At 70.3% G+C, this 19270-nt stretch carries 16 protein-coding genes; 9 read left to right on the top strand and 7 right to left on the bottom strand.

Going from position 1 to position 19270, the window contains the following annotated elements:
* Nucleotides 1–93 precede the first annotated feature (93 nt).
* Together AB0I81_RS57815 and AB0I81_RS57810 are read right to left on the bottom strand one after the other, a co-directional pair.
* Entirely contained in the window at nt 94–495 is a 402-nt protein-coding gene (locus tag AB0I81_RS57815; protein ID WP_360677838.1) for a hypothetical protein, read from the bottom strand.
* A 62-nt stretch (nt 496–557) separates the two neighbouring features.
* Nucleotides 558–1718, bottom strand: a complete 1161-nt coding sequence (locus AB0I81_RS57810) for an MFS transporter (RefSeq protein WP_360677836.1) — start codon at nt 1716–1718, stop codon at nt 558–560.
* Between the two features lie 89 nt (nt 1719–1807).
* On the opposite strand from AB0I81_RS57810, the gene AB0I81_RS57805 reads away from it, so the two are divergent.
* Genes AB0I81_RS57805 through AB0I81_RS57795 form a run of 3 tightly spaced genes read left to right on the top strand, consistent with a single transcriptional unit; the run spans nt 1808 to nt 5263 of the window.
* Complete coding sequence (locus AB0I81_RS57805) at nt 1808–2146, top strand: metalloregulator ArsR/SmtB family transcription factor (protein WP_360677834.1); 339 nt, start codon at nt 1808–1810, stop codon at nt 2144–2146.
* Nucleotides 2133–4631 carry an ATP-dependent helicase C-terminal domain-containing protein gene (locus AB0I81_RS57800; protein WP_360677832.1) on the top strand — a complete coding sequence of 833 codons (2499 nt, stop codon included), beginning with the start codon at nt 2133–2135 and terminating at the stop codon, nt 4629–4631. The genes AB0I81_RS57805 and AB0I81_RS57800 overlap by 14 nt, the downstream gene beginning before the upstream one ends.
* Nucleotides 4628–5263, top strand: a complete 636-nt coding sequence (locus AB0I81_RS57795) for a hypothetical protein (RefSeq protein WP_360677830.1) — start codon at nt 4628–4630, stop codon at nt 5261–5263. The genes AB0I81_RS57800 and AB0I81_RS57795 overlap by 4 nt, the downstream gene beginning before the upstream one ends.
* Here the strand turns inward: AB0I81_RS57795 and AB0I81_RS57790 are convergent.
* The gene (locus AB0I81_RS57790; protein WP_360677828.1) at nt 5253–6431 is read right to left on the bottom strand and encodes a pyridoxal-phosphate dependent enzyme; all 1179 of its coding nucleotides are present in this window, start codon (nt 6429–6431) and stop codon (nt 5253–5255) included. The two genes, AB0I81_RS57795 and AB0I81_RS57790, sit on opposite strands and share 11 nt — an antisense overlap.
* 55 nt (nt 6432–6486) lie before the next feature.
* Between AB0I81_RS57790 and AB0I81_RS57785 the strand changes: the two genes are divergently transcribed.
* A complete protein-coding gene (locus AB0I81_RS57785) occupies nt 6487–7929 on the top strand; it encodes an amidase family protein (RefSeq protein ID WP_360677826.1) in 1443 nt (480 codons plus the stop codon).
* Nucleotides 7930–7952: 23 nt separating this feature from the next.
* Complete coding sequence (locus AB0I81_RS57780) at nt 7953–9305, top strand: hypothetical protein (protein ID WP_360677824.1); 1353 nt, start codon at nt 7953–7955, stop codon at nt 9303–9305.
* Between the two features lie 18 nt (nt 9306–9323).
* Here AB0I81_RS57780 and AB0I81_RS57775 read toward each other — a convergent pair whose 3' ends face one another.
* The 3 genes from AB0I81_RS57775 to deoC all read right to left on the bottom strand — a co-directional run bounded on the left by AB0I81_RS57775 (nt 9324) and on the right by deoC (nt 12700).
* Nucleotides 9324–10169 carry an aldehyde dehydrogenase family protein gene (locus AB0I81_RS57775; RefSeq protein WP_360677822.1) on the bottom strand — a complete coding sequence of 282 codons (846 nt, stop codon included), beginning with the start codon at nt 10167–10169 and terminating at the stop codon, nt 9324–9326.
* Nucleotides 10170–10348: 179 nt separating this feature from the next.
* Nucleotides 10349–11767 carry an aldehyde dehydrogenase family protein gene (locus AB0I81_RS57770; RefSeq protein WP_360677820.1) on the bottom strand — a complete coding sequence of 473 codons (1419 nt, stop codon included), beginning with the start codon at nt 11765–11767 and terminating at the stop codon, nt 10349–10351.
* A gap of 3 nt (nt 11768–11770) precedes the next feature.
* On the bottom strand, nt 11771–12700 hold the full coding sequence (deoC, locus tag AB0I81_RS57765; protein WP_360677931.1) for a deoxyribose-phosphate aldolase: 930 nt from the start codon (nt 12698–12700) through the stop codon (nt 11771–11773).
* Nucleotides 12701–12902: 202 nt separating this feature from the next.
* Between deoC and AB0I81_RS57760 the strand changes: the two genes are divergently transcribed.
* From AB0I81_RS57760 to AB0I81_RS57745, 4 genes are all read left to right on the top strand, one after another.
* Nucleotides 12903–13049, top strand: coding sequence for a hypothetical protein (locus AB0I81_RS57760; protein WP_360677818.1), 147 nt, complete (start codon nt 12903–12905; stop codon nt 13047–13049).
* Nucleotides 13050–13159: 110 nt separating this feature from the next.
* On the top strand, nt 13160–16009 hold the full coding sequence (locus AB0I81_RS57755; protein WP_360677816.1) for an AAA family ATPase: 2850 nt from the start codon (nt 13160–13162) through the stop codon (nt 16007–16009).
* A 344-nt stretch (nt 16010–16353) separates the two neighbouring features.
* A complete protein-coding gene (locus AB0I81_RS57750) occupies nt 16354–17532 on the top strand; it encodes an ATP-binding protein (RefSeq protein WP_360677814.1) in 1179 nt (392 codons plus the stop codon).
* A complete protein-coding gene (locus AB0I81_RS57745; protein WP_360677812.1) occupies nt 17529–18539 on the top strand; it encodes a ParA family protein in 1011 nt (336 codons plus the stop codon). Before AB0I81_RS57750 ends, AB0I81_RS57745 begins: the two co-directional genes overlap by 4 nt.
* A gap of 26 nt (nt 18540–18565) precedes the next feature.
* Here AB0I81_RS57745 and AB0I81_RS57740 read toward each other — a convergent pair whose 3' ends face one another.
* Complete coding sequence (locus AB0I81_RS57740) at nt 18566–19132, bottom strand: TMEM165/GDT1 family protein (RefSeq protein WP_360677810.1); 567 nt, start codon at nt 19130–19132, stop codon at nt 18566–18568.
* Nucleotides 19133–19270: the final 138 nt, after the last annotated feature.

The following is a 19270-nucleotide window of genomic DNA, read 5'->3' as shown; positions in this document are numbered from 1 at the left end:
CGGCCCGCGTCGAGTGTCACGGAATTCATGACGAGTAGCTTAGTAGTCGCAGACTGCCGCGTCACGGATCCGCCAATATGAGAGTTTTCGCAGCTATAGACTGCGGGGATAGCGACTGCACCACGCGAAGACGGCGGCGAAGAGCGTCCAGGCGGTGACGTACGCGATCGGATGCGCCCACCCGTCCCCCATGATGTCGGCCAGCGCCACCCGGCCCTCGAAATAGACCGCCAGCCCCGCCACCGCCCCCGGGATCGCTCCCCACCACCGTTGCCACCACACCTCGTGCACGGCCACCTCGAACGCGACGAGGGCGATCGGCCCGAACAGCAGGAACTTCAGGCTCGGCGGGTCGGCCAGGAGCCCGGTCAGCGCCATGACCGCTCCGGCGGAGGCGGCCGTCAGCAGGACGAGCGTGCCGAAGGGGGCGGGCTCGTTCCTCGGGTCGTCCTCAGGCGGGCTCGGCGCGGACTCCTCGTGCGGTTCGTTCAGCACATCCGTCATTCTGGCCAACCCGGCCGACGGCCGCGCGGGTGAGCTGACGCGGGCTGAGGCGATCACGCCGGTGCGCGCTCCGCGACCGATCCCGAGGAGGGGGTGGCCGCCGCCTTACGGTAGGTGATCAGCGTGAAGACCAGCGCGGCCAGGCCGAGCCCGGTGGACAGCACCACCACGCCCACCCGTCCGTACGCCTCCAGCGCCGCCCCGCCGGCCAGCCCCGCCACGAACAGCCCGAAATACTGCGCCGACGACAGCAGCCCCAGCCCGATCGACACGTTCCCCGGCACCGTGGTGACGGTCCTGAACTGCTGCGCGGGCGCGATCAGCCAGCCGACCCCGCCCCACAGGAAACCCCACACGAGCGCGACGGGCAGCGACAGGTTGGCCACGGGGATGAGCGCCATGAAGACGGTGGCCGCGCCCAGGCCGATGAAGATCATCCGGCGTGGTCCGTACGCGTCCGTGAGCCGCCCGCCGAGCAGGTTCCCCACGACGCCGCCCAGCCCCCACGCCCACAGCAGCGCGGGCAGCGGCAGATCGAACAGCGACCCGATGTAGGTGTAGGCGCTGAACCCCGCCGCGAACACCAGCAGCTGCGTCACCATCACCGCCAGCACCGCCCGCTCCCGCAACGGCGCGAACCGCTCCCGCAACCGCCCGGACGCCTCGATCCGCACGTCGGGCACCAGGACCGCGACCCCGATCAGCCCGGCCACGCCGAGCGCGGAGACCATCCACAACGTGGCCCGCCAGTCCGCCGCCTCACCCAGCCAGGTCCCCAGCGGCACCCCGATGGCCGACGACACGCTCAGCCCGCCCATCACCAGCGCCAGCGCGCGCCCACGCCGTTCCGGCGCGGTCAGCGCGTTCGCCACGGCCGACGACGTGGGCGTGAACATCGCGGCGCCCGCCGCCGCGACCACCCGGGTGAGCATGACCAGCGGGTACGTCGGCGCCAGCGCGGTCAGCACGTTCCCCGCCACGAACACCCCCATGGCCAGCAGCAACAACGTCCTGCGCGACATGCCCACGGTCAGGGCGGCCAGTAACGGCGACAGCACCGCGTACGCCAGCGCGAAGACCGTCATGAGCTGCCCCGCCGCCGACCTGGAGATCTCCAGGTCGGCCGAGATCGGCGACAACAGCCCCGCGGTGACGAACATGCCCGTGCCGATCGCGAAGTTCCCCGCGGCCAACGGATACAGCCGTGAGCTCAACGTAACCTCCACCGAAATTGTTGGACGAGCATCAAACTGACGTATAGTTGGACCAATGTCAAACAATTGGACGGGGGTAGGGTTTGCCCATGCGCCTGCTGCCGCAACCCGCAACGGAGGACATCGAGCTCACAGAGGTCCTGCGGGCGCTGTCCGACCCCGTACGCCTGGAGATCGCCGTCCGCCTCGCCGCGGCCGGAGAGTTGAACTGCACCATCGCGGGCGACGACCTCGGCGTGCACAAGTCGACCGCCTCGCACCACTACCGCATGTTGCGTGAGGCCGGGGTGGTCCGCACCAAGCAGGAGGGCCGGCTGAAGTTCATGAGCCTGCGCCGCGACGATCTGGAGGCCCGCTTCCCCGGGCTGCTCGACGCCGTGCTGGCCGCCGCCCTTCCGCTGCCCGCCGGGGCCCATGTCGGCCTCTGACACCGGCCTGCCGATCCGGCACGTCCTGCCCGAACTGCTCGCCACCCTCGACCGGCACGGCAGCGCGGTCCTGACCGCCCCGCCCGGCACCGGCAAGACCACCGTGGTGCCCCTGGCGCTGGCCGAGACGGGCCTGCGGGTGCTGGTGGCCGAGCCGCGCCGCCTGGCCGTACGCGCGGCGGCCCGCCGTATGGGCGTCAGCTACACGATCAGGGGCGAACGGCACACCGGCGCGAACCCCATGGTCGAGGTCGTCACCACCGGCGTGCTGCTGCAGCGGCTCCAGCGCGACCAGGAACTGGCCGGGGTGGACGCGGTCATGCTCGACGAATGCCACGAGCGCCATCTCGACGCGGACACGGCCCTGGCCTTCCTCCTCGACGTACGCGACACGCTCCGCCCCGACCTGCGCCTGCTGGCCACCTCCGCCACCGCCGACGCCGAACCCTGGGCCGCGCTGATCGGCGGCCCGATCGTCGCGGCCACCGGCGCCGCCCACCCCGTGGAGACGGTCTGGGCCCCGCCGCCGCGCCCGGTCGCCCCGCCGCACGGCCTGCGCGTCGATCCCGCGCTGCTGTCCCACGTGGCCTCGGTGGTACGGCGCGCGCTCGCCGAACGGGACGGCGACGTGTTGTGCTTCCTGCCCGGCGTGGGCGAGATCGCCAAGGTGGCCGGGATGCTGGCGGGCGACGTGGAGCACCTCCTCCAGGTGCACGGCCAGGCCCCGCCGCACGTCCAGGACGCCGTGCTGACCCCGGGCACGGCCCGCAGGGTGGTGCTGGCCACGTCGGTCGCCGAGTCCAGCCTGACCGTGCCCGGCGTACGGGTGGTGGTGGACTCGGGGCTGGCCCGCGAGCCGCGTACCGACCACGCCCGCGGCCTCGGCTCCCTCACCACGGTCAGGGTGTCCAAGGCGTCGGCCACCCAGCGCGCGGGCCGGGCGGGCCGCGAGGCCCCCGGCACGGTCTACCGCTGCTGGCCGGCCGCCGACCACGAACGCCTCGCCGACCACGCCCGGCCGGAGATCGCACTCGCGGACCTGACGGGCTTCGCGCTACAGGCGGCCTGCTGGGGCGCCCCCGACGCCGCCGGCCTGGCCCTCCTGGACCCGCCACCACCGGCCGCCCTGTCCGCCGCCACCCGCACCCTGCACCTCCTCGGCGCCCTCGAAACCATCTCCCCGACGAGCACCCCCGACGGCCCCTTCCAGACGAGCGCCCTCAGCGACCCGTCCGAAGCGAGCTCCCCCGACGACCGCTTCCGGGTGACCGGGCGCGGGCGGCGGATGGCGCTCGCGGGCGTGCACCCGCGCCTGGCCAGAGCCCTGCTCGACCTCGGCCCCGAGGCCGCCGAGGTGGTGGCCCTGCTGTCGGAGCAACTTCCCCGCGAGTCGCCGGACGACCTGGTGGAGGTCTGGCGCGCGGCCCGCCGCGGCGGCACCGGTTTCGCCGCCCGCTGGCGCCAGGAAACCCGCCGCCTACGCCGCACCACCACCCAACCAAAACCAGACGACCGCGCAACGCCGGGCGACCGCGCAACGCCGGGCGACGCGCTGGCCGGGATGGCGGTGGCGTTGGCGTTTCCCGAGCGGGTGGCGCGCAGGCGGGGCGCCGGTTACCTCATGGCGTCGGGCACTCAGGCCCAGCTCGCCGAGGGCTCCAAGCTCCAGACCGCCGAATGGCTGGCCATCGCGATCGCCGACCGCCCGACCGGCTCAGCCAGCGCCCGCGTAAGACAGGCCGTGGTGATCGACGAGGCCACCGCGAGAAGAGCGGCCGGCACCACCACCCAGGACGAGATCACCTGGCACGTCCCCCCGGGCGAACGCCGCGGCGACGTCTCCGCCCGCCGGGTGACCCGCACGGGCGCGATCGAGTTGTCCGCCACCCCCCTCAAGAACGCCGACGTACGCGAGGCCATCCTGTACGGCCTGCGCACGGAAGACGTCCTGACCTGGACCAGACAGGCCAAGGACCTACGCGACCGCATGGCCTTCTGCCACCGAGCCATCGGCGCCCCCTGGCCCTCGATGGACAACCTCATCGACCTGGCCGACCAGTGGCTGGAGCCCGAGCTGTCCAGGGCCCGCCGCCGCGCCGACCTGGAACGCATCGACGTCGCCACCGCACTCAAACGCCTGATCCCGTGGAGCGAACGCCTCGACCAGGCAGCCCCGGAACGCATCGAGGTCCCCACCGGCTCCAAGATCCGCCTGGACTACGTGGCAGAGCAGCCGGTGCTCGCGGTGAAACTACAGGAGCTGTTCGGCTGGCTGGAGACGCCGACGATCGCGGGCGTGCCGGTCCTGATCCACCTGCTCTCCCCAGCGGGCCGCCCGCTGGCCGTGACGGCGGACCTGGCCTCGTTCTGGCGCGACGCCTACCGTTCCGTACGCGCGGAGATGCGTGGCCGCTACCCTAAACACCCCTGGCCGGAGGACCCCCTCACCGCGCCACCCACCCGCCGCACCAAAGGACGATCATGAGCGACTGGCGGGCCGTCGCGGCCCATGACAACGCGCAGTGGTGCGACGCGATGTGCCGCGCCCACGACATACCGGGCATCTTCACCGACCACGCCTGGACCAACCCCGTCAGGACTCCGCCCTTCTACCCCGACGCGGTCACACTCTCCCCGCAGACCACGGCGGACGAGGTGCTGGAAGGCATCGACGCGGGCCCGGGAGCGTCGATCAAGGACAGCTTCGCCACGCTCGACCTGCCGGGCTTCGACGTGCTGTTCGAGGCCCAGTGGATCTACCGCGAGGCCCCGGAACCCACCGGCGCCACGTGGCAGGTCGTCAGGGACGAGACGGCGCTGGCCCGCTGGGAGCAGGCGTGCGGTGTCAGCGACCTGTTCCGCCCCGCGCTCCTGGCCGAGGCGACGATCGTGCACGCCCCGGCCGACGGTTGCGGCGCGGTCCTGACCGCGACAGGCCCGGCCGTGGGCGTGTCCAACGTGTTCGGCGACCCGGACCTCGCCTGGCCCGGCGTCCTGGCGACGGCCGCGGAACTGTTCCCCGGCCGCCCTCTGGTCGGCTACGAGAGCGACCCGGATCCGGCCCTGCGCCACGGCTTCACCACGACGGGCGCACTCCGCGTATGGCTCAGGGCATGAGGTCGTCCAGGGTCGGGTTCTCGACGACGGGATAACGCTCGCCCCCGACCCCCACGTCCTTGAACCCGCTGGAGGTGGCCAGGCACACGACCGGCCCGTCGAAGTCGCGCCGCAACCGCCGGTGCCCGGCCAGCCCGGCCGCCCCCGACAACTCCTGCCACAACCCGGCCCGCGCCAGGTCCCGCTGTGCCCGCCGCATCTCGTCGTCGGTCACGAGCACGGCCTCACCACCGCTGTCACGCACGGCGAGCACGCCACGGTACCCGCCGACCGTCCCGCCCACCGAGTACGCGTCCGTCGGCCCCATCTCGACGATCGCGGCCGGCGCGCCGGTGGCCAGGGCCTTGGCGTGCGGCCCGCCCGCGGCCGACTCGCAGGAGAACATCCGCGGCGTCTTCTCCGTCAGCCCGAGCAACATCAGCTCCACGAACCCCTTCCACACCCCGAAGAGCAACTCGGCGTACCCCGTGGGCGCGAAGACGGCCGCGGGCACCTCGCCGAGCTGCAGGAACACCTCGTACGCGATCGTCTTGTACCCCTCGGGCCCGAACGGGTGCCCGGTGTGCGTCACGGTCTGATTGCTGACCGGGTGGTAGCCGAGCCGGTCCACGACCTCCCGCAACAACGGCCAGCGCGCCTCGGCGGGCACGGAGACGACCTTGGCCCCGTACGCCCGCACGAAAGCCTGCACCGCCGGCGGCGAGTCCGCGGAGGTGAGCACGATGGCGCGCAACCCGGCCCTGGCCGCGTAGGCCGCGGCGGAGGCGCCGTGGTTGCCCGAGGAGGCCACGACCACGCCAGGCGCGCCGGCGGCGACGGCGGCGCTGACGGCGACGCGGTTGAGCCGGTCCTTGTGCGACCAGGTCGGGTTGCGCGACTCGTCCTTGATGTGAACGTCCTCGAACCGCACCAGCGGCGTGCCGCCCTCGCCCAGCGTGGGCACCTCCAGCGGCGGCAGCAGCGGCGACCAGCGCGCCAGGTCGGGGCCCGGCTCCTGCTCGAACAGGCCGCGATCCACCTTCGCGTAGTCGTAGACGACCTCAAGCGGGTAGGCGATCTCATCGGTGCTGGTCTTGGGGCAGCCCCGCGTCAGCGGTGGAAACAGCGGATATTCGGCGGAGGGGTCGCTCAGGGAGCGCTGACGGAGGGCGAGCGAAGGTCCGTTCACGTGAATCGACCCTATCGACCTCGCCACGATGAGTGAAAACCTGCACACTCTAGTCATGTTGTGGGCAGGCAGGTCCGCCATCGAGATCGCGACGGCCGTCCGGCACGGGGACGTCAAGGCCACGACCGTCGTCGAGGAACATCTCCACGTCATCTCGGAGCGGGACACCAGGGTCGGGGCGTTCCGCCGGGTCAGGGAGCAGGCCGTGGACGAGGCGCGGCTGCTGCAGAAGCGGCGGGACCTGGCGGACCTGCCGCTGGCCGGGGTGCCGGTGGCGGTCAAGGACAACCTGGAGGTGGCCGGCGAGTCCACCCGTGGCGGTTCGGCCGCCACCCCGGACGCGCCCGCGCCGCAGGACCACGAGACGGTGGCGCGGCTGCGGGCGGCGGGGGCGGTCGTCGTGGGGGTGACGAATCTGCCGGAGCTGGGGCTGGTGGCGTTCGGCGACAGCGCGTACGGCACCGTACGCAATCCCTGGAACCTCTCGCGCACCTCAGGCGGCTCGTCGGCGGGCAGCGCGGCGGCGGTGGCGGCGGGCATGGTGCCGATCGCGCTCGGCAACGACGGCATGGGCTCCCTGCGCATCCCGGCGGCGTGCTGCGGCGTGCTGGCCGTCAAGCCGGGCACCGGCCTGGTGCCCCCGCCGTCGGACGACTGGGACGGCCTCACCGAGAACGGCCCGCTGGCCACGACCGTCGCGGACCTGTCGCTCGCGCTGTCGGTGCTGGCCGCGGACCCGGCGCTGGCCGAGGCGTGGCGCGGCGGCCGGCGGGCCGAGCCGCCGCCGCGCATGCTCCGCTCGGTGTGGGCCGACGACGACCAGGTGTGGGAGCCGCAGCCGCCGCCCGACAGCCCCGAGCCGTTCGACCTGCGGGTGGCCTACGCCCCGCAACCGCTGCCGGCGGGGCTGCGGATGGACAGGGAGTTCAGGTCCGCGGTACGCGGTGCGGCCGAGACGCTCCGGCTGGCCGGGCACACGGTGGTGGAGCACGGCCACCGGCTGCCCGCCTGGCTCGGCCCGGCCACGATCGCGACCTGGCTGGCCAGGGCCGCCGCGTCCGTCGATGGCCTGGACCGGGACCGGCTCGAACGCCGCAGCCGGGCGCTGGCCCGCGCGGGCAACACGTTGCGGGCGCTGCGGCTGACCGGCGTACGCGGCCGGGAGCGCTGGCGCGGTTACGGCGCCGACCAGTGGTTCGGCGAGGCCGACGCCCTCATCATGCCCGCGCTGGCCGCCATCCCGCCCAAGGCCGATCGCTGGGGCGAGCGTGGTTTCCTGCGCAACGCCTCGACGAACGTCACCTACGCCCCGGCCACCGGCGCCTGGAACATGTGCGGCTGGCCCGCGCTCACCGTCCCCGTGGCCACCCACTCCACCGCGCTGCCCATCGGCGTCCAGCTCATCGCGCCGCCCGGCGGCGAGCCGCACCTCCTGGGCCTGGCCGCCCAGCTCCAGGCCGCCCACCCGCCGCTCAGGCCGCCCGGTTTCTCCTACTGAAAAGCCGCGTAAGGTCTCGTGGCATGATCCAGCCATCAGACCTGACCGCCCTGCGCGCCAAGCTGGCGACCGCGTCCGAGGCCAACGCCTGGAAGGCGGTGCGCAAGCTGGTCCTGGGCGGGCGCGGCGACGACGTGTTCGACCTGGCCGCCGACTACGCCGAGATCGCCAAGCGGCCGTCGGACGACCTGCTCAAGCTCTGGTTCCAGGCACTCGACCGCGACGGCTTCGCCGAGCGCCTGCTCGCCCCGGCCTTCACCGCCGAGGGGCGCACCGAGCTGAGGCTGACCAGGCGCGACTCGCTCACCGGGCTCCGTCACCTGACGATGCTGGAGAGCCTGACCCTCGATCACTGCAAGCGCTTGACCGACCTGTCCGAGGTGTCCGCCCTGACCGGGCTGCGCGTGCTGGAGCTGGATGGTTGCGCGGCCGTCAGAGATCTCAAGCCGCTGTCCGGGCTCACCGGGCTCATGACGCTCCACCTGCCCAACTGCCGCATGGTGGCCGACCTCTCCCCGCTGTTCGGCCTGTATCGCCTGCGGCGGCTCGACCTGAGCGGTACCGGGGTGGTCAGCGTCGCGGGGTTCGGCGACGCCTTCTCCGACCTCGAAGAGCTCGACCTGGGCGGCTGCCGGTTCATCGAGGACGTGAGCGGCCTGTCGGGCCTGCGCCGCCTGACCGAGCTGGACCTGTCCCGCACGAAGATCACCTCGCTCGCGGGGCTGCGTGACCTGGACGCCGTCGCGAAGCTGACCATGTACTGCCCCCGCCTGACCAGCCTCGACGGCATCGCCGCCATGCCGGCGCTGGAGACCCTGTGGCTGAGCAGTTGCACGAAGCTGAAGAGTCTCGACGGCCTCGGCCACCACCCTCGACTCAGGGCGATCGGCCTGCCCAACGCGGCGCTCCCCGATCTGCGACCGCTGTCGCGGCTGCCCGCACTGACCAGGGTGACCATCGACAGGCACCAGGAGCTGACCTCGCTCGACGGGCTCGAAGGGCACCCGTCGCTCGAGGAGGTCAGCCTGGTCTACGCGACCGACCTGCGCGACTTCTCCGCGCTCGCCCGCATGCCCCACCTGCGCCTGCTGACCCTCCAGGGGATGGAGCAACTCGCCGACCTCACCCCGTTCTCAGGGTTGCTCCAGTTGGAGGAGCTCCACCTGGCCTTCATCGGTGACCTGCGCACGATCGGCGACCTCGACCGCCTGCCCGCCCTGCGCAAGCTGGACCTCTACGCCTGCGCCAAGCTGAGCGACCTGGGCACGGTCCCCGGCTTCCCGTCGCTCAAGGAGGTCCACGTGGACGACTGCCGCGCGCTGCCGCGCGACCTCCTCGCGGACCTGGATGCCCGGGGCCTGCTCACTCGGCGCTGAGGCCCCGGGCCGGGCGTCTCAGATGCCGACCGGATGCCAGACGGTCTTGGTCTCCAGGAAGCGCGTCATGCGGCCGGTCCCCGGATCGGCCGCCCAGTCCTCCCGTACGGGCCGCAGCACCCGCTTGAGGTTCTCCGCCGCCGCCTGCTCGCAGCTCAGCGCCAGGTCGGCGTCGCCCACCCCGGTCAGGTCGATGGCGTTGACGTCCATGTGCGCCGCCAGCCATGGAGCCAGCTCGGCCTGGTGCCCGGTCAGCACGTTCACCACGCCGCCGGGCAGGTCGGAGGTGGCCAGCACCTCGGCCAGGGTGATCGCGGCCAGCGGCGTGGTCTCCGAGGCGACCACGACGCAGGTGTTGCCGGTCACGATCACCGGCGCGACCACGGACACGAGCCCGAGCAGCGGATCGGCCGGCGCGACCACGGCCACCACGCCGGTCGGCTCGGGGGTGGACAGGTTGAAGTAGGGCCCGGCCACCGGGTTGGCCACTCCGTGCACCGAAGTGATCTTGTCGGACCAGCCCGCGTACCAGACCAGCCGGTCCACCGTCGCGTCCACCTGCTCCAGCGCGGCCCGCTTGCCGCCGCCGAGCTCCTCGGCGAACTGCGCGCGCCGCCCCTCCAGCATCTCGGCGACGCGGTAGAGGATCTGCCCCCTGTTGTACGGCGTCGCGCCCGACCAGCCGGAGAACGCCTTGCGCGCGGCCACCACGGCGTCACGGGCGTCCTTGCGCGAGGCCCGCGAGGCGTTGGCGAGGAAGTCGCCCTTTGCCGAGGTCACGGGGTAGGACCTTCCACTCTCCGAGCGCGGGAACGCCCCTCCGATGTACAGCTTGTAGGTCTTGTTGACGGACAACCTACTCATCGCCCCGGCCCCTCCACGTGGATTCCTGCGAGGTCTGGACCGGCGCGAAGACCTGCCCGCACCGGCTCACGCCGCAGCGATGGGCGTACCAGCCGGTGCGTACCGGACGTCCTGCCCTGGCGAAGGCGTGCCCCCTGGTCGCCTCCGCCCGCCGCCTGGCGCGACGGATCCGGCGGTGTTCACACATCAAGGTAGGCCTCCAACCCGAGCAACCCGCCTTCTCGGCCGTACCCAGACTCCTTGTAGCCCCCGAAGGGCGAGGTCGGATCGAACTTGTTGAACGTGTTGGCCCACACCACGCCGGCCCTGAGCCGGTCGGCCATCCACAGGATGCGTGAGCCCTTCTCGGTCCACACCCCCGCCGAGAGCCCGTACGGCGTGTTGTTGGCCTTCTCCACGGCCTCGGCCGGCGTACGGAAGGTCAGCACGGACAACACCGGCCCGAAGATCTCCTCCCTGGCGATGCTGTGCGACTGCGCCACCCCGGTGAACAACGTCGGCGGGAACCAGAAGCCCTTTCCGGGCAACTCACAGGCGGGCGACCAGCGCTCGGCCCCCTCCGACTCCCCGAGCTCGCTGAGCCGCCGGATCTTGGCGAGCTGCTCGGCCGAGTTGATCGCGCCGATGTCGGTGTTCTTGTCCAGCGGGTCGCCCAGGCGCAGCGTGCCCAGCCGGCGCTTGAGCGCGGCCAGCAGTTCCTCCTGGACCGACTCCTGCACCAGCAGGCGCGAGCCCGCGCAGCACACGTGCCCCTGGTTGAAGAAGATCCCGTTGACGATCCCCTCCACGGCCTGGTCGATCGCCGCGTCGTCGAACACGATGTTCGCGGCCTTGCCGCCCAACTCCAGGGTGAGCTTCTTGTCCGTGCCCGCCACCGACCTGGCGATGATCTTGCCGACCTCGGTGGAGCCGGTGAAGGCCACCTTGTTCACGTCGGGGTGCGCCACCACGGCGGCGCCGGTCTCGCCCGCGCCGGTGACGATGTTGACCACGCCGGGCGGCAGCTCGGCCTGCCGGCAGATGTCGGCGAACAGCAGCGCGGTCAGCGGCGTCGTCTCCGCCGGCTTGAGCACCACCGTGTTGCCGCAGGCCAGCGCGGGCGCGATCTTCCAGGCCAGCATCATCAGCGGGAAGTTCCACGGGATGACCTGGCCCGCGACGCCGAGCGGCTTGGTGCCGAAGCCCGCGTAGGCGAGCTTGTCCGCCCAGCCCGCGTAGTAGAAGAAGTGGGCCGCCACCAGCGGCACGTCCACGTCGCGCGACTCGCGGATGGGCTTGCCGTTGTCCAGCGACTCCAGCACGGCCAGTTCCCTGGCCCGCTCCTGGATGAGCCGCGCGATGCGGAACAGGTACTTGGCGCGCTCGGCGCCGGGCAGCGCGCTCCAGACGCCGAACGCCTTGCGCGCCGCCTGCACGGCGCGGTCCACGTCCTCGGAGGTCGCGGTGGCCACCTCCGCCAGCGTCTCCTCGGTGGCCGGGTTGACGGTCTTGAACGAAGGGCCGGAGCCGTCGACGAACTCGCCGTTGATGAACAGCCCGTAGGAGGACCTCAGATCAACGATGTCGCGCGACTCGGGTGCGGGTGCGTATTCGAACATCGTCTAGTCCTGGGTGAAGTAGTCGGGGCCCGCGTACCGGCCGGTGGACAGCTTCTGGCGTTGCATCAGCAGATCGTTCAGCAGCGAGGAGGCGCCCAGCCTGAACCAGTCGGGGGTCAGCCAGTCGTCGCCGGCGATCTCGTTGACCAGCACCAGGTTCTTGATGGCGTCCTTGGTCGTACGGATGCCGCCCGCCGGCTTCACGCCGATCTGGCGGCCGGTCACGTCGCGGAAGTCGCGCACCGCCTCCAGCATGATCAGCGTCACCGGCGGCGTGGCGGCCGGCGCCACCTTGCCGGTGGAGGTCTTGATGAAGTCGGCGCCGGCCAGCATCGCCAGCCAGGACGCCCGCCGGACGTTGTCGTAGGTGGACAGCTCGCCGGTCTCCAGGATCACCTTCAGGTGGGCCGCCCCGCAGGCCGCCTTCACCGCGACGATCTCCTCGAAGACCTTCATGTAGTGCCCGGACAGGAACGCGCCCCGGTCGATCACCATGTCGATCTCGTCGGCGCCCGCGGCCACCGCCAGCGCGGTGTCGCTGACCTTGACCTCCAGTGAGGTGCGCCCGCTGGGGAACGCCGTGGCCACCGAGGCGATCTTGACCTCGGCGCCCTTGAGTGCCTCCGCCGCCACGGAGACCAGGTCGGGATAGACGCAGACGGCCGCCACCGAAGGCGCGTCACCGCCGGGCCGCACGGCCTTGGCGCACATCGCGCGCACCTTGCCGGCCGTGTCGGCCCCTTCGAGGGTGGTCAGGTCGACCATGGAGATGGCCAGGTCAATGGCCTGTGCCTTGGCAGTGGTCTTGATCGAACGGGTGCCGAGCATCGCCGCCCGCTGGTCTGCGCCGACCCGGTCGACTCCGGGCAGGCCGTGCAGGAATGCTCGCAACGCGGTGTCGGACGAAGCGACGTCCGCGAGCGAGGTAGTCACAGTTGACACCTAGACAGCATCGCCGACCAGGGCCTCTACCTCCAAACCGGACCACCTTAGGGCACCGCGGGCGCAGGTCCTAGGTATGTCCGGGGCCCGCGTACGGCAGAGATAGGGCATCCACCCGATGTGGCGGGCGGGGCCTTAGCACGAACCTTGAAGGTGTCGGGAGAACGACACGAACACTCACACAGGAGACACCATGCACGCCGAGATCGAGTACGAGCTCATGAAGAACCAGGCGAGCGAGCTGCGCAAGGCCGCCGCCGAGCACCGTCGGGTACAGGAGGCCATGCGCGGCAACCGGAGCGAGCGCCGCTCGTTCTTCGGCAAGCGCCGTTCCTCGTGACCGCCCGCAGAAGGCCCGGCCACACCCTCGCTCGTGGCCGGGCCTCAGTACCTCCATAACTCTCATAAAAGCGTCGAAAGCATCGGATGTTGCATGACATGCTGGATGACATGCGGGGACGTTCTGTCAGTCCTGTCTTCGTCGGGCGGGAAGATGAGCTCGCGGCTCTGTCGGAAAGCTTCGACGAGGCCAACAAGGGCACCGTGACGGCCGTCCTTCTCGGCGGCGAGGCCGGCGTCGGCAAGACCAGGCTCGTCCAGCGCTTCGCCGAGCAGCGCGCGGCCGACGGCGCGCACGTGTTGTTCGGCGGTTGTGTCGAGCTGTCCACGGAGGGCCTGGCCTACGCGCCGTTCACCGCCGCCCTGCGCCAGCTCGTACGCGAGCAGGGCCCCGCCGCCGTGGCCGGCCTGCTGCCCGACGGCGCCGAACGCGACCTGGCCCGCCTGCTGCCCGAGTTCGGCGACCCCAGCGGCGACGGCGAGACCGGCACCGACCGCGCCCGCCTCTTCGAGCAGATCCTCACCCTGCTCGAACGCCTCGCGGACAACCGCCCCACCATCCTGGTCATCGAGGACATCCACTGGGCCGATCGGTCCAGCCGCGACCTCATCGCCTTCCTCAGCCGCAACCTGCACAGCCCGCAGGTGCTGATCCTGATGACCTACCGCTCCGACGACCTGCACCGCCAGCACCCGCTGCGGCCCGTGCTGGCCGAGCTGGGCCGGGTCAACGGCGTGCACCGGCTCGACCTGCCCCGCCTGTCGCGGGACGAGGTCGCCCAGCAGATGACCGGCATCCTCGGCAAGATCCCCGAATACACCAAGGTCGAGAAGGTCTACGAGCGCAGCGAGGGCATTCCGCTGTTCGTCGAGGCCATGCTGGAGAGCGGCGACGAGTGCACGTTCCCCGACTCCATGCAGGACCTCATACTCGACTCCGTCGAGCGGCTGCCCGAGGAGACCCAGCGCGTGCTGCGGGTGGCCGCCGCGGGCGGCAACCGGGTCGGCCACGCGCTGCTGGCGGCCGTCAGCGGCCTGTCCGACCTCGACCTGGAGGCCGCGCTGCGCCCGGCCATCGCGCGCAACGTGCTGCAGATCGCCGACAACCGCGCCTACGTCTTCAGGCACTCCCTCATCCGCGAGGCCGTGCACGACGAACTGCTGCCCGGCGAGCACCAGCGGCTGCACGCCGGGTTCGCCGAGGAGATCTCCAAGGACCGCACGCTCGTACCGCCCGGTCGCGCCGCCGTCGAGCTGGCACACCACTGGTACGGCGCCCGCGACGACCGCTGGGCGCTGATCTCGGCCTGGGAGGCGGCGCGCAAGTCGTTCAAGGCGTTCGCCTACACCGAGGCCGTACCACTGCTGGAACGCGTCCTGACGCTCTGGGACCGGGTGCCCGACGCCGCCGAGCAGATCGGCGCCGACCACACCGCCGTGCTGGAGCGGGCCGCCTCGGCCGCCAGCGCGGGCGGCGAGGTGGACAAGGGCACCAGGTTCGTCAAGGGCGCGCTGTCGGAGCTGGACGAGACCGTGGAGCCCGCCCGGGTGGCCCAGCTCCTCGTGCGCAGGGCGGGGCTCAAGAACTCCAAGGGCCAGCCCGGCGTCATCGACTGCCTCAGGGACGCGCTGCGGCTCGTCCCCGGCGACAGCCTCGACCGGGCCGAGGTCGTCACGTCGCTGAGCCGCCACCTGATGCTGCGCGGCAAGATCGAGGAGGCCGGCGAGCTGATCGCCGAGGGCCTGCGCCTGTCCAGAAAGTACGGCGACCGCTGCCTCGAAGGCGACCTGCTGATGAACCAGGCGCTCGGCCACTCGCTGAACGGCGAGACCGAGGCCACGATCGCGCTCAACGACCAGGCGCTGCGGATCGGCCACGAGGAGGGCTCCGGCCGGCTGATTGCGCGGGCGATCGGCAACAGCATCGACTCCCTGATCGAGATGGGCCGCGAACAGGACGCCCTGCGCACGGCGGAGGACGGCTGGCTGGTCGCCAAGAAGTACGGCCGGCTGCGCGTCAGCGGCACCTTCATCGCCAACAACTGGGCCGAGTCACTGGAGGTGCTGGGCCGCTGGGACGAGGCCATCGAGGTGGTCGAGAACGCGCTCAGCCACGGCCCCGCGCTGCGCACCAGGTTCGCCCTGCTGCGCGTGCGCGCCGACATCGCCATGGCCAGGGGCGAGGTGCAACTCGTAGAGGCCCTGCTGGCCGAGCTCGGCGCGTTCAAGGACCGCGCGGAGGAGTTCGTCCAGGACATCATCAACAACGCCCGCCTGCGCATGACCTACTACATGGCCACGGGCGCGCCCGGCACCGCGCTGCAGGAGGCGGAGCGGGTGCTCGCGCGCTACCAGCCGAGCAAGGGCATGCTCGGCTGGCGGCTGCTCTCCTCGGTGCGCGTGGTCTGCGACGCCGCCCAGGAGATCGAGCCGGAGCGCACCGCCGACGTACGCGCGCAGGCCGCGGCGGTGGCCGCCGAACTGCGGGTCAACGGGCCGGTCGTGGAGGCGTACCGGCTGACGTACTCCGGCGACTTCGACGCCGCCGCGGCGGCCTGGCAACGGCTCAAACGCCCGCACAACGAGGCCAAGGCCCTGCTGCGGGCGGCCGGCGTCGCCGCACGCGACGGCGACAGGGAAGGCGCGGCAAGCCGGCTGCGAGCGGCACACCCACTGGCCATGGCGCTGCGCGCGACCCCGCTGGTGGCCGAGATCGAGGCGATGTCACGCCGGGTGGGCGGCGCACAACCGGCCCAGGAACCATCGGAGCTGCTGACACCTCGTGAGCTGGAGGTGCTGCGGTTGGTGACACAGGGGCGCACCAACCGCGACATCGCCGCCGAACTGTTCATCTCGGCGAAGACGGTCAGCGTGCACGTCTCCAACATCCTGGCCAAACTCGGCGTCACCAGCCGCGGCGAAGCAGCCGCCGCCGCCCACCGCCTGTCACTGCTGTCGTGATGGGCGCATGCTCTTGGAGCAGGAGGCGACATTGCACGAGTCTTGCGACGGAGAGTAGCGTATCGGATACGCAATACACGGGATGAAGCGGTCCCGCCAGGCGGTGAAGCACCTGACAGGACCTGGACCCATCCTCATCGAGGCCCTCTACTCGGCTCCGGACCGCTTCAGGCCGGCATACGCAAACTGACGCTCCCGCCCATGACGGGACGCCGTGCCTCCGGCCCTCCCAACCTCCCTGTCCGGGACTGCGGCTTGGGGCCGGCCTCTGCAGGGCGATCCCGTGGACATCCGACTCAGCGCTCTAGACTGCGACTACGTGATCGGACGGCAGGGAGATGGGAATGACCACGGATCTTTTCGATCTCCTGGGCGATAGGGAATCGGCCGTTCTCGAGTTCAAGGAGTCCCAGAAGGACAAGGACAAAATCGGCCAGGCCATCTGCGCGCTCGCCAACGACCTCTCCGGGCGGGGAGGCGGCGACCTTCTCATCGGCGTGAAGGTCTCAGGGCAGCCGCTGCCAACCGTCGATACGGGTGACAGAGCCCTCCTTCAACTCAATGACCTACGTGACAACGGCCTGATCCTGGACCGGCCGTCGATCAGCGTTGAACGGGCGGCCTTCAAGGGACAGACCGTCATTCGCATCCATGTCAGGGCCTCATCGACCCCTCCCGTACGGCACAAGGGCGTCGTGTGGGTACGCCCGGGGCCTACAACTCGCCGAGCGACCCGAGAGGATGAGCGGGTCCTGGCCGAACGCCGCCGGTCACTCGACGGGCCGTTCGATGGGCGGTCCCTGATCGGCACAAGCTTGGATGACCTCGATCTCCCGGCCTTCCGCTCCACTTACCTGCCCTCGATGGTTGATCACGAGGTGATCGAGGAGAATGGCCGCCCCGAGTCTCTGCAGTTGGCCACGCTACGCATGACCGACCTGAACGAGTCCCCCACGGTTCTCGGACATTTGGTGCTGGGTTTCGATCCCAGTAAGTACATCCCAGGCGCCTACGTGCAGTTCATTCGCTATGACGGCACCGATCTGGACGCGGCCATAGCCGACGACCAAGAGCTCCGCAGCAACATGATCGACCTCACGAAGCAACTCGAGGCCACCCTGAAGGGGCATCTACATACCAGGATCGTCGACGACGGGGGATTTGCCGAGAGTCCTCGTCCCGACTATCCGATCATGGCGTTGCGCGAGGCATGCATGAACGCCGTCATGCACCGCAACTACGAGACCTCCAACGCGCCCACTCGTATCGCGTGGTTTTCAGACCGGATCGAAATCACCAACCCGGGCGGGCCATTCGGCCAAGTACGCGCCGACAACTTCGACAGGGTAAGTGACTTCCGAAACCCCTCACTCGCGGCGGCTTTGAAGTCGCTCGGCTACGTAAATCGCTTTGGGCGTGGCATTGGCAGGATCAGGAAGGCGCTCGGAGACAACGGAAACCCATCTCCCGAGTTCATTGTGGACAACGAGTCATGGTCGGTCACCATGCGGCGGGCCACATGATCTCGATTGCTCTGTTCAGCAACAAGAGCGGCGTTGGAACGACCACGCTGACATATCACCTGGCCCATATGTTCCAGAGAATGAACCATCGGGTGCTGGCGGTGGATCTGGATCCGCAGTCCAATCTGACTTCAGCCTTCCTGGACGAGGATGACCTGGCCATCATCTGGGAAGGGCCGGAAACCCCCGTGTGGGGCGAAGCTCGTGATCGCGGCAGCACAGGAACCGTCGCGACCTCGGTTCTGCCGATCATGGAGGGGACCGGAGACGTTCGGTCCTTCGACCCGGTTGAGATTCTCGACGGACTCTGGCTGATTCCAGGAGACTTGAGACTCAGCACATTCGAAGACCGGTTGTCAGCTGCCTGGCCTCGCTGTCGCACCGGAGAAGCAGACGCGCTTCGCACCACGACGGCCTTTTATCGGATCATCGTGGACGCGGCTGCCAGGGTCGACGCCGACATCGTTCTCATCGATGTCGGCCCCAACCTCGGCGCTGTCAGCAGAGCAGCTCTCCTTGCCGCAGACAACGTTCTCATCCCGCTGGCCGCAGACCTTCTCTCCTTGAGAGGCCTGCAAAATCTTGGTCCCACACTCCGACTTTGGCGCTCGGTCTGGCGCGGGGCGATCCTGCCGCAAGTTCCTCCGGGGATCGTCGCTCCAGAAGACGTCATGGCACCTCTCGGCTATGTCATCATCCAGCCAACCATGAGGCTGGACCGCCCGGTGAACGCTTATCGCCGCTGGCTGACCCGTATCCCCTACGTCTTTCACGATGCCGTCCTCGATGAGCCGGGCACAGCCGCGGAAGATACTCGCGACTACGAGATCGCCACGCTGAGGAACTACCAGAGCCTCATGTCCCTGGCGCACGATGCGCGCAAACCGATGTTCGACCTGACAGCCGCAGACGGAGCGTTGGGAAGCACGCAGTCCTACGTACGCAAATGCCGCGCCGAGTTCGCGCAACTGGCCAAGCGCGTACTTGAACGCCTCTCATCCACTTGAACATGCATCCAAGCTGGAGGCCCCTGTTACAGAAGCGCCTCGGCCAAGAGCACCACGCCGAAGACGGCGAAGGCGGTGGCGGCGCCGTAGCGGATGACCTTTTCCGGGAGGTGCCTGCCCAGGAGGCGGCCGACCAGGATGGCCAAAGCGTCGGCTGCGACCATGCCGATCGTGGAGCCGATCCAGGTGCCGAACCAGTCGTGTTTGGTGGCCAGTGTGATGGTGGCCAGCATGGTCTTGTCGCCGAGTTCGCTGAGGAAGAACGCCACGGTCACCGCGATCAGCGCGTGTCTGGTGGTGCGCTGGGCCTTCTTCGACTCCTCCTCGGTCAGTTCGTCGCCGCGCAACGTCCACACGGCGAAGCCGAGGAAGGCCAGGCCCGCCACGACGGCGATCGCCGTCGTCGGAAGCACGTCGCCGATCAGGCCGCCCGCCGCCACGCTGACCAGGTGTACGACGGTGGTGGCGATCGTGATACCGAGAAGCACGGTCCAGGTTTTGAAGCGGGTCGCGAACGTCATCGCCATGAGCTGGCTCTTGTCGCCCAGTTCCGCCACGAAGATGGCGACGAGACTGATCCAGAACGCTTCCAAACGGTCCTCTTCCGCGCGACCGAGCCGGAAGCAGGCACCCGGGGAGTTTTCGGGCACGACTTCGGCCCGGCAGCGTCTTTCTCATATGGCTGCCAGGCCGAAGGTCTCGTCCGCCCGCGAAGGCCCGCGTGACCGGGC

This window comes from Nonomuraea sp. NPDC050404 (assembly GCF_040655495.1).
Lineage (GTDB): Bacteria > Actinomycetota > Actinomycetes > Streptosporangiales > Streptosporangiaceae > Nonomuraea.
The sequence above is the reverse complement of the archived record's forward strand: the minus strand, read 5'-3'. Positions and strand labels throughout refer to the sequence as shown.

Coding starts and splice junctions, on each gene's coding strand:
- AB0I81_RS57760 (WP_360677818.1), top strand. CDS start 12,903: ATGCACGCCGAGATCGAGTACGAGCTCATGAAGAACCAGGCGAGCGAG.
- AB0I81_RS57780 (WP_360677824.1), top strand. CDS start 7,953: ATGATCCAGCCATCAGACCTGACCGCCCTGCGCGCCAAGCTGGCGACC.
- AB0I81_RS57775 (WP_360677822.1), bottom strand. CDS start 10,169: ATGAGTAGGTTGTCCGTCAACAAGACCTACAAGCTGTACATCGGAGGG.
- AB0I81_RS57745 (WP_360677812.1), top strand. CDS start 17,529: ATGATCTCGATTGCTCTGTTCAGCAACAAGAGCGGCGTTGGAACGACC.
- AB0I81_RS57755 (WP_360677816.1), top strand. CDS start 13,160: ATGCGGGGACGTTCTGTCAGTCCTGTCTTCGTCGGGCGGGAAGATGAG.
- AB0I81_RS57795 (WP_360677830.1), top strand. CDS start 4,628: ATGAGCGACTGGCGGGCCGTCGCGGCCCATGACAACGCGCAGTGGTGC.
- AB0I81_RS57805 (WP_360677834.1), top strand. CDS start 1,808: ATGCGCCTGCTGCCGCAACCCGCAACGGAGGACATCGAGCTCACAGAG.
- AB0I81_RS57750 (WP_360677814.1), top strand. CDS start 16,354: ATGACCACGGATCTTTTCGATCTCCTGGGCGATAGGGAATCGGCCGTT.
- AB0I81_RS57785 (WP_360677826.1), top strand. CDS start 6,487: ATGTTGTGGGCAGGCAGGTCCGCCATCGAGATCGCGACGGCCGTCCGG.
- AB0I81_RS57770 (WP_360677820.1), bottom strand. CDS start 11,767: ATGTTCGAATACGCACCCGCACCCGAGTCGCGCGACATCGTTGATCTG.
- AB0I81_RS57800 (WP_360677832.1), top strand. CDS start 2,133: ATGTCGGCCTCTGACACCGGCCTGCCGATCCGGCACGTCCTGCCCGAA.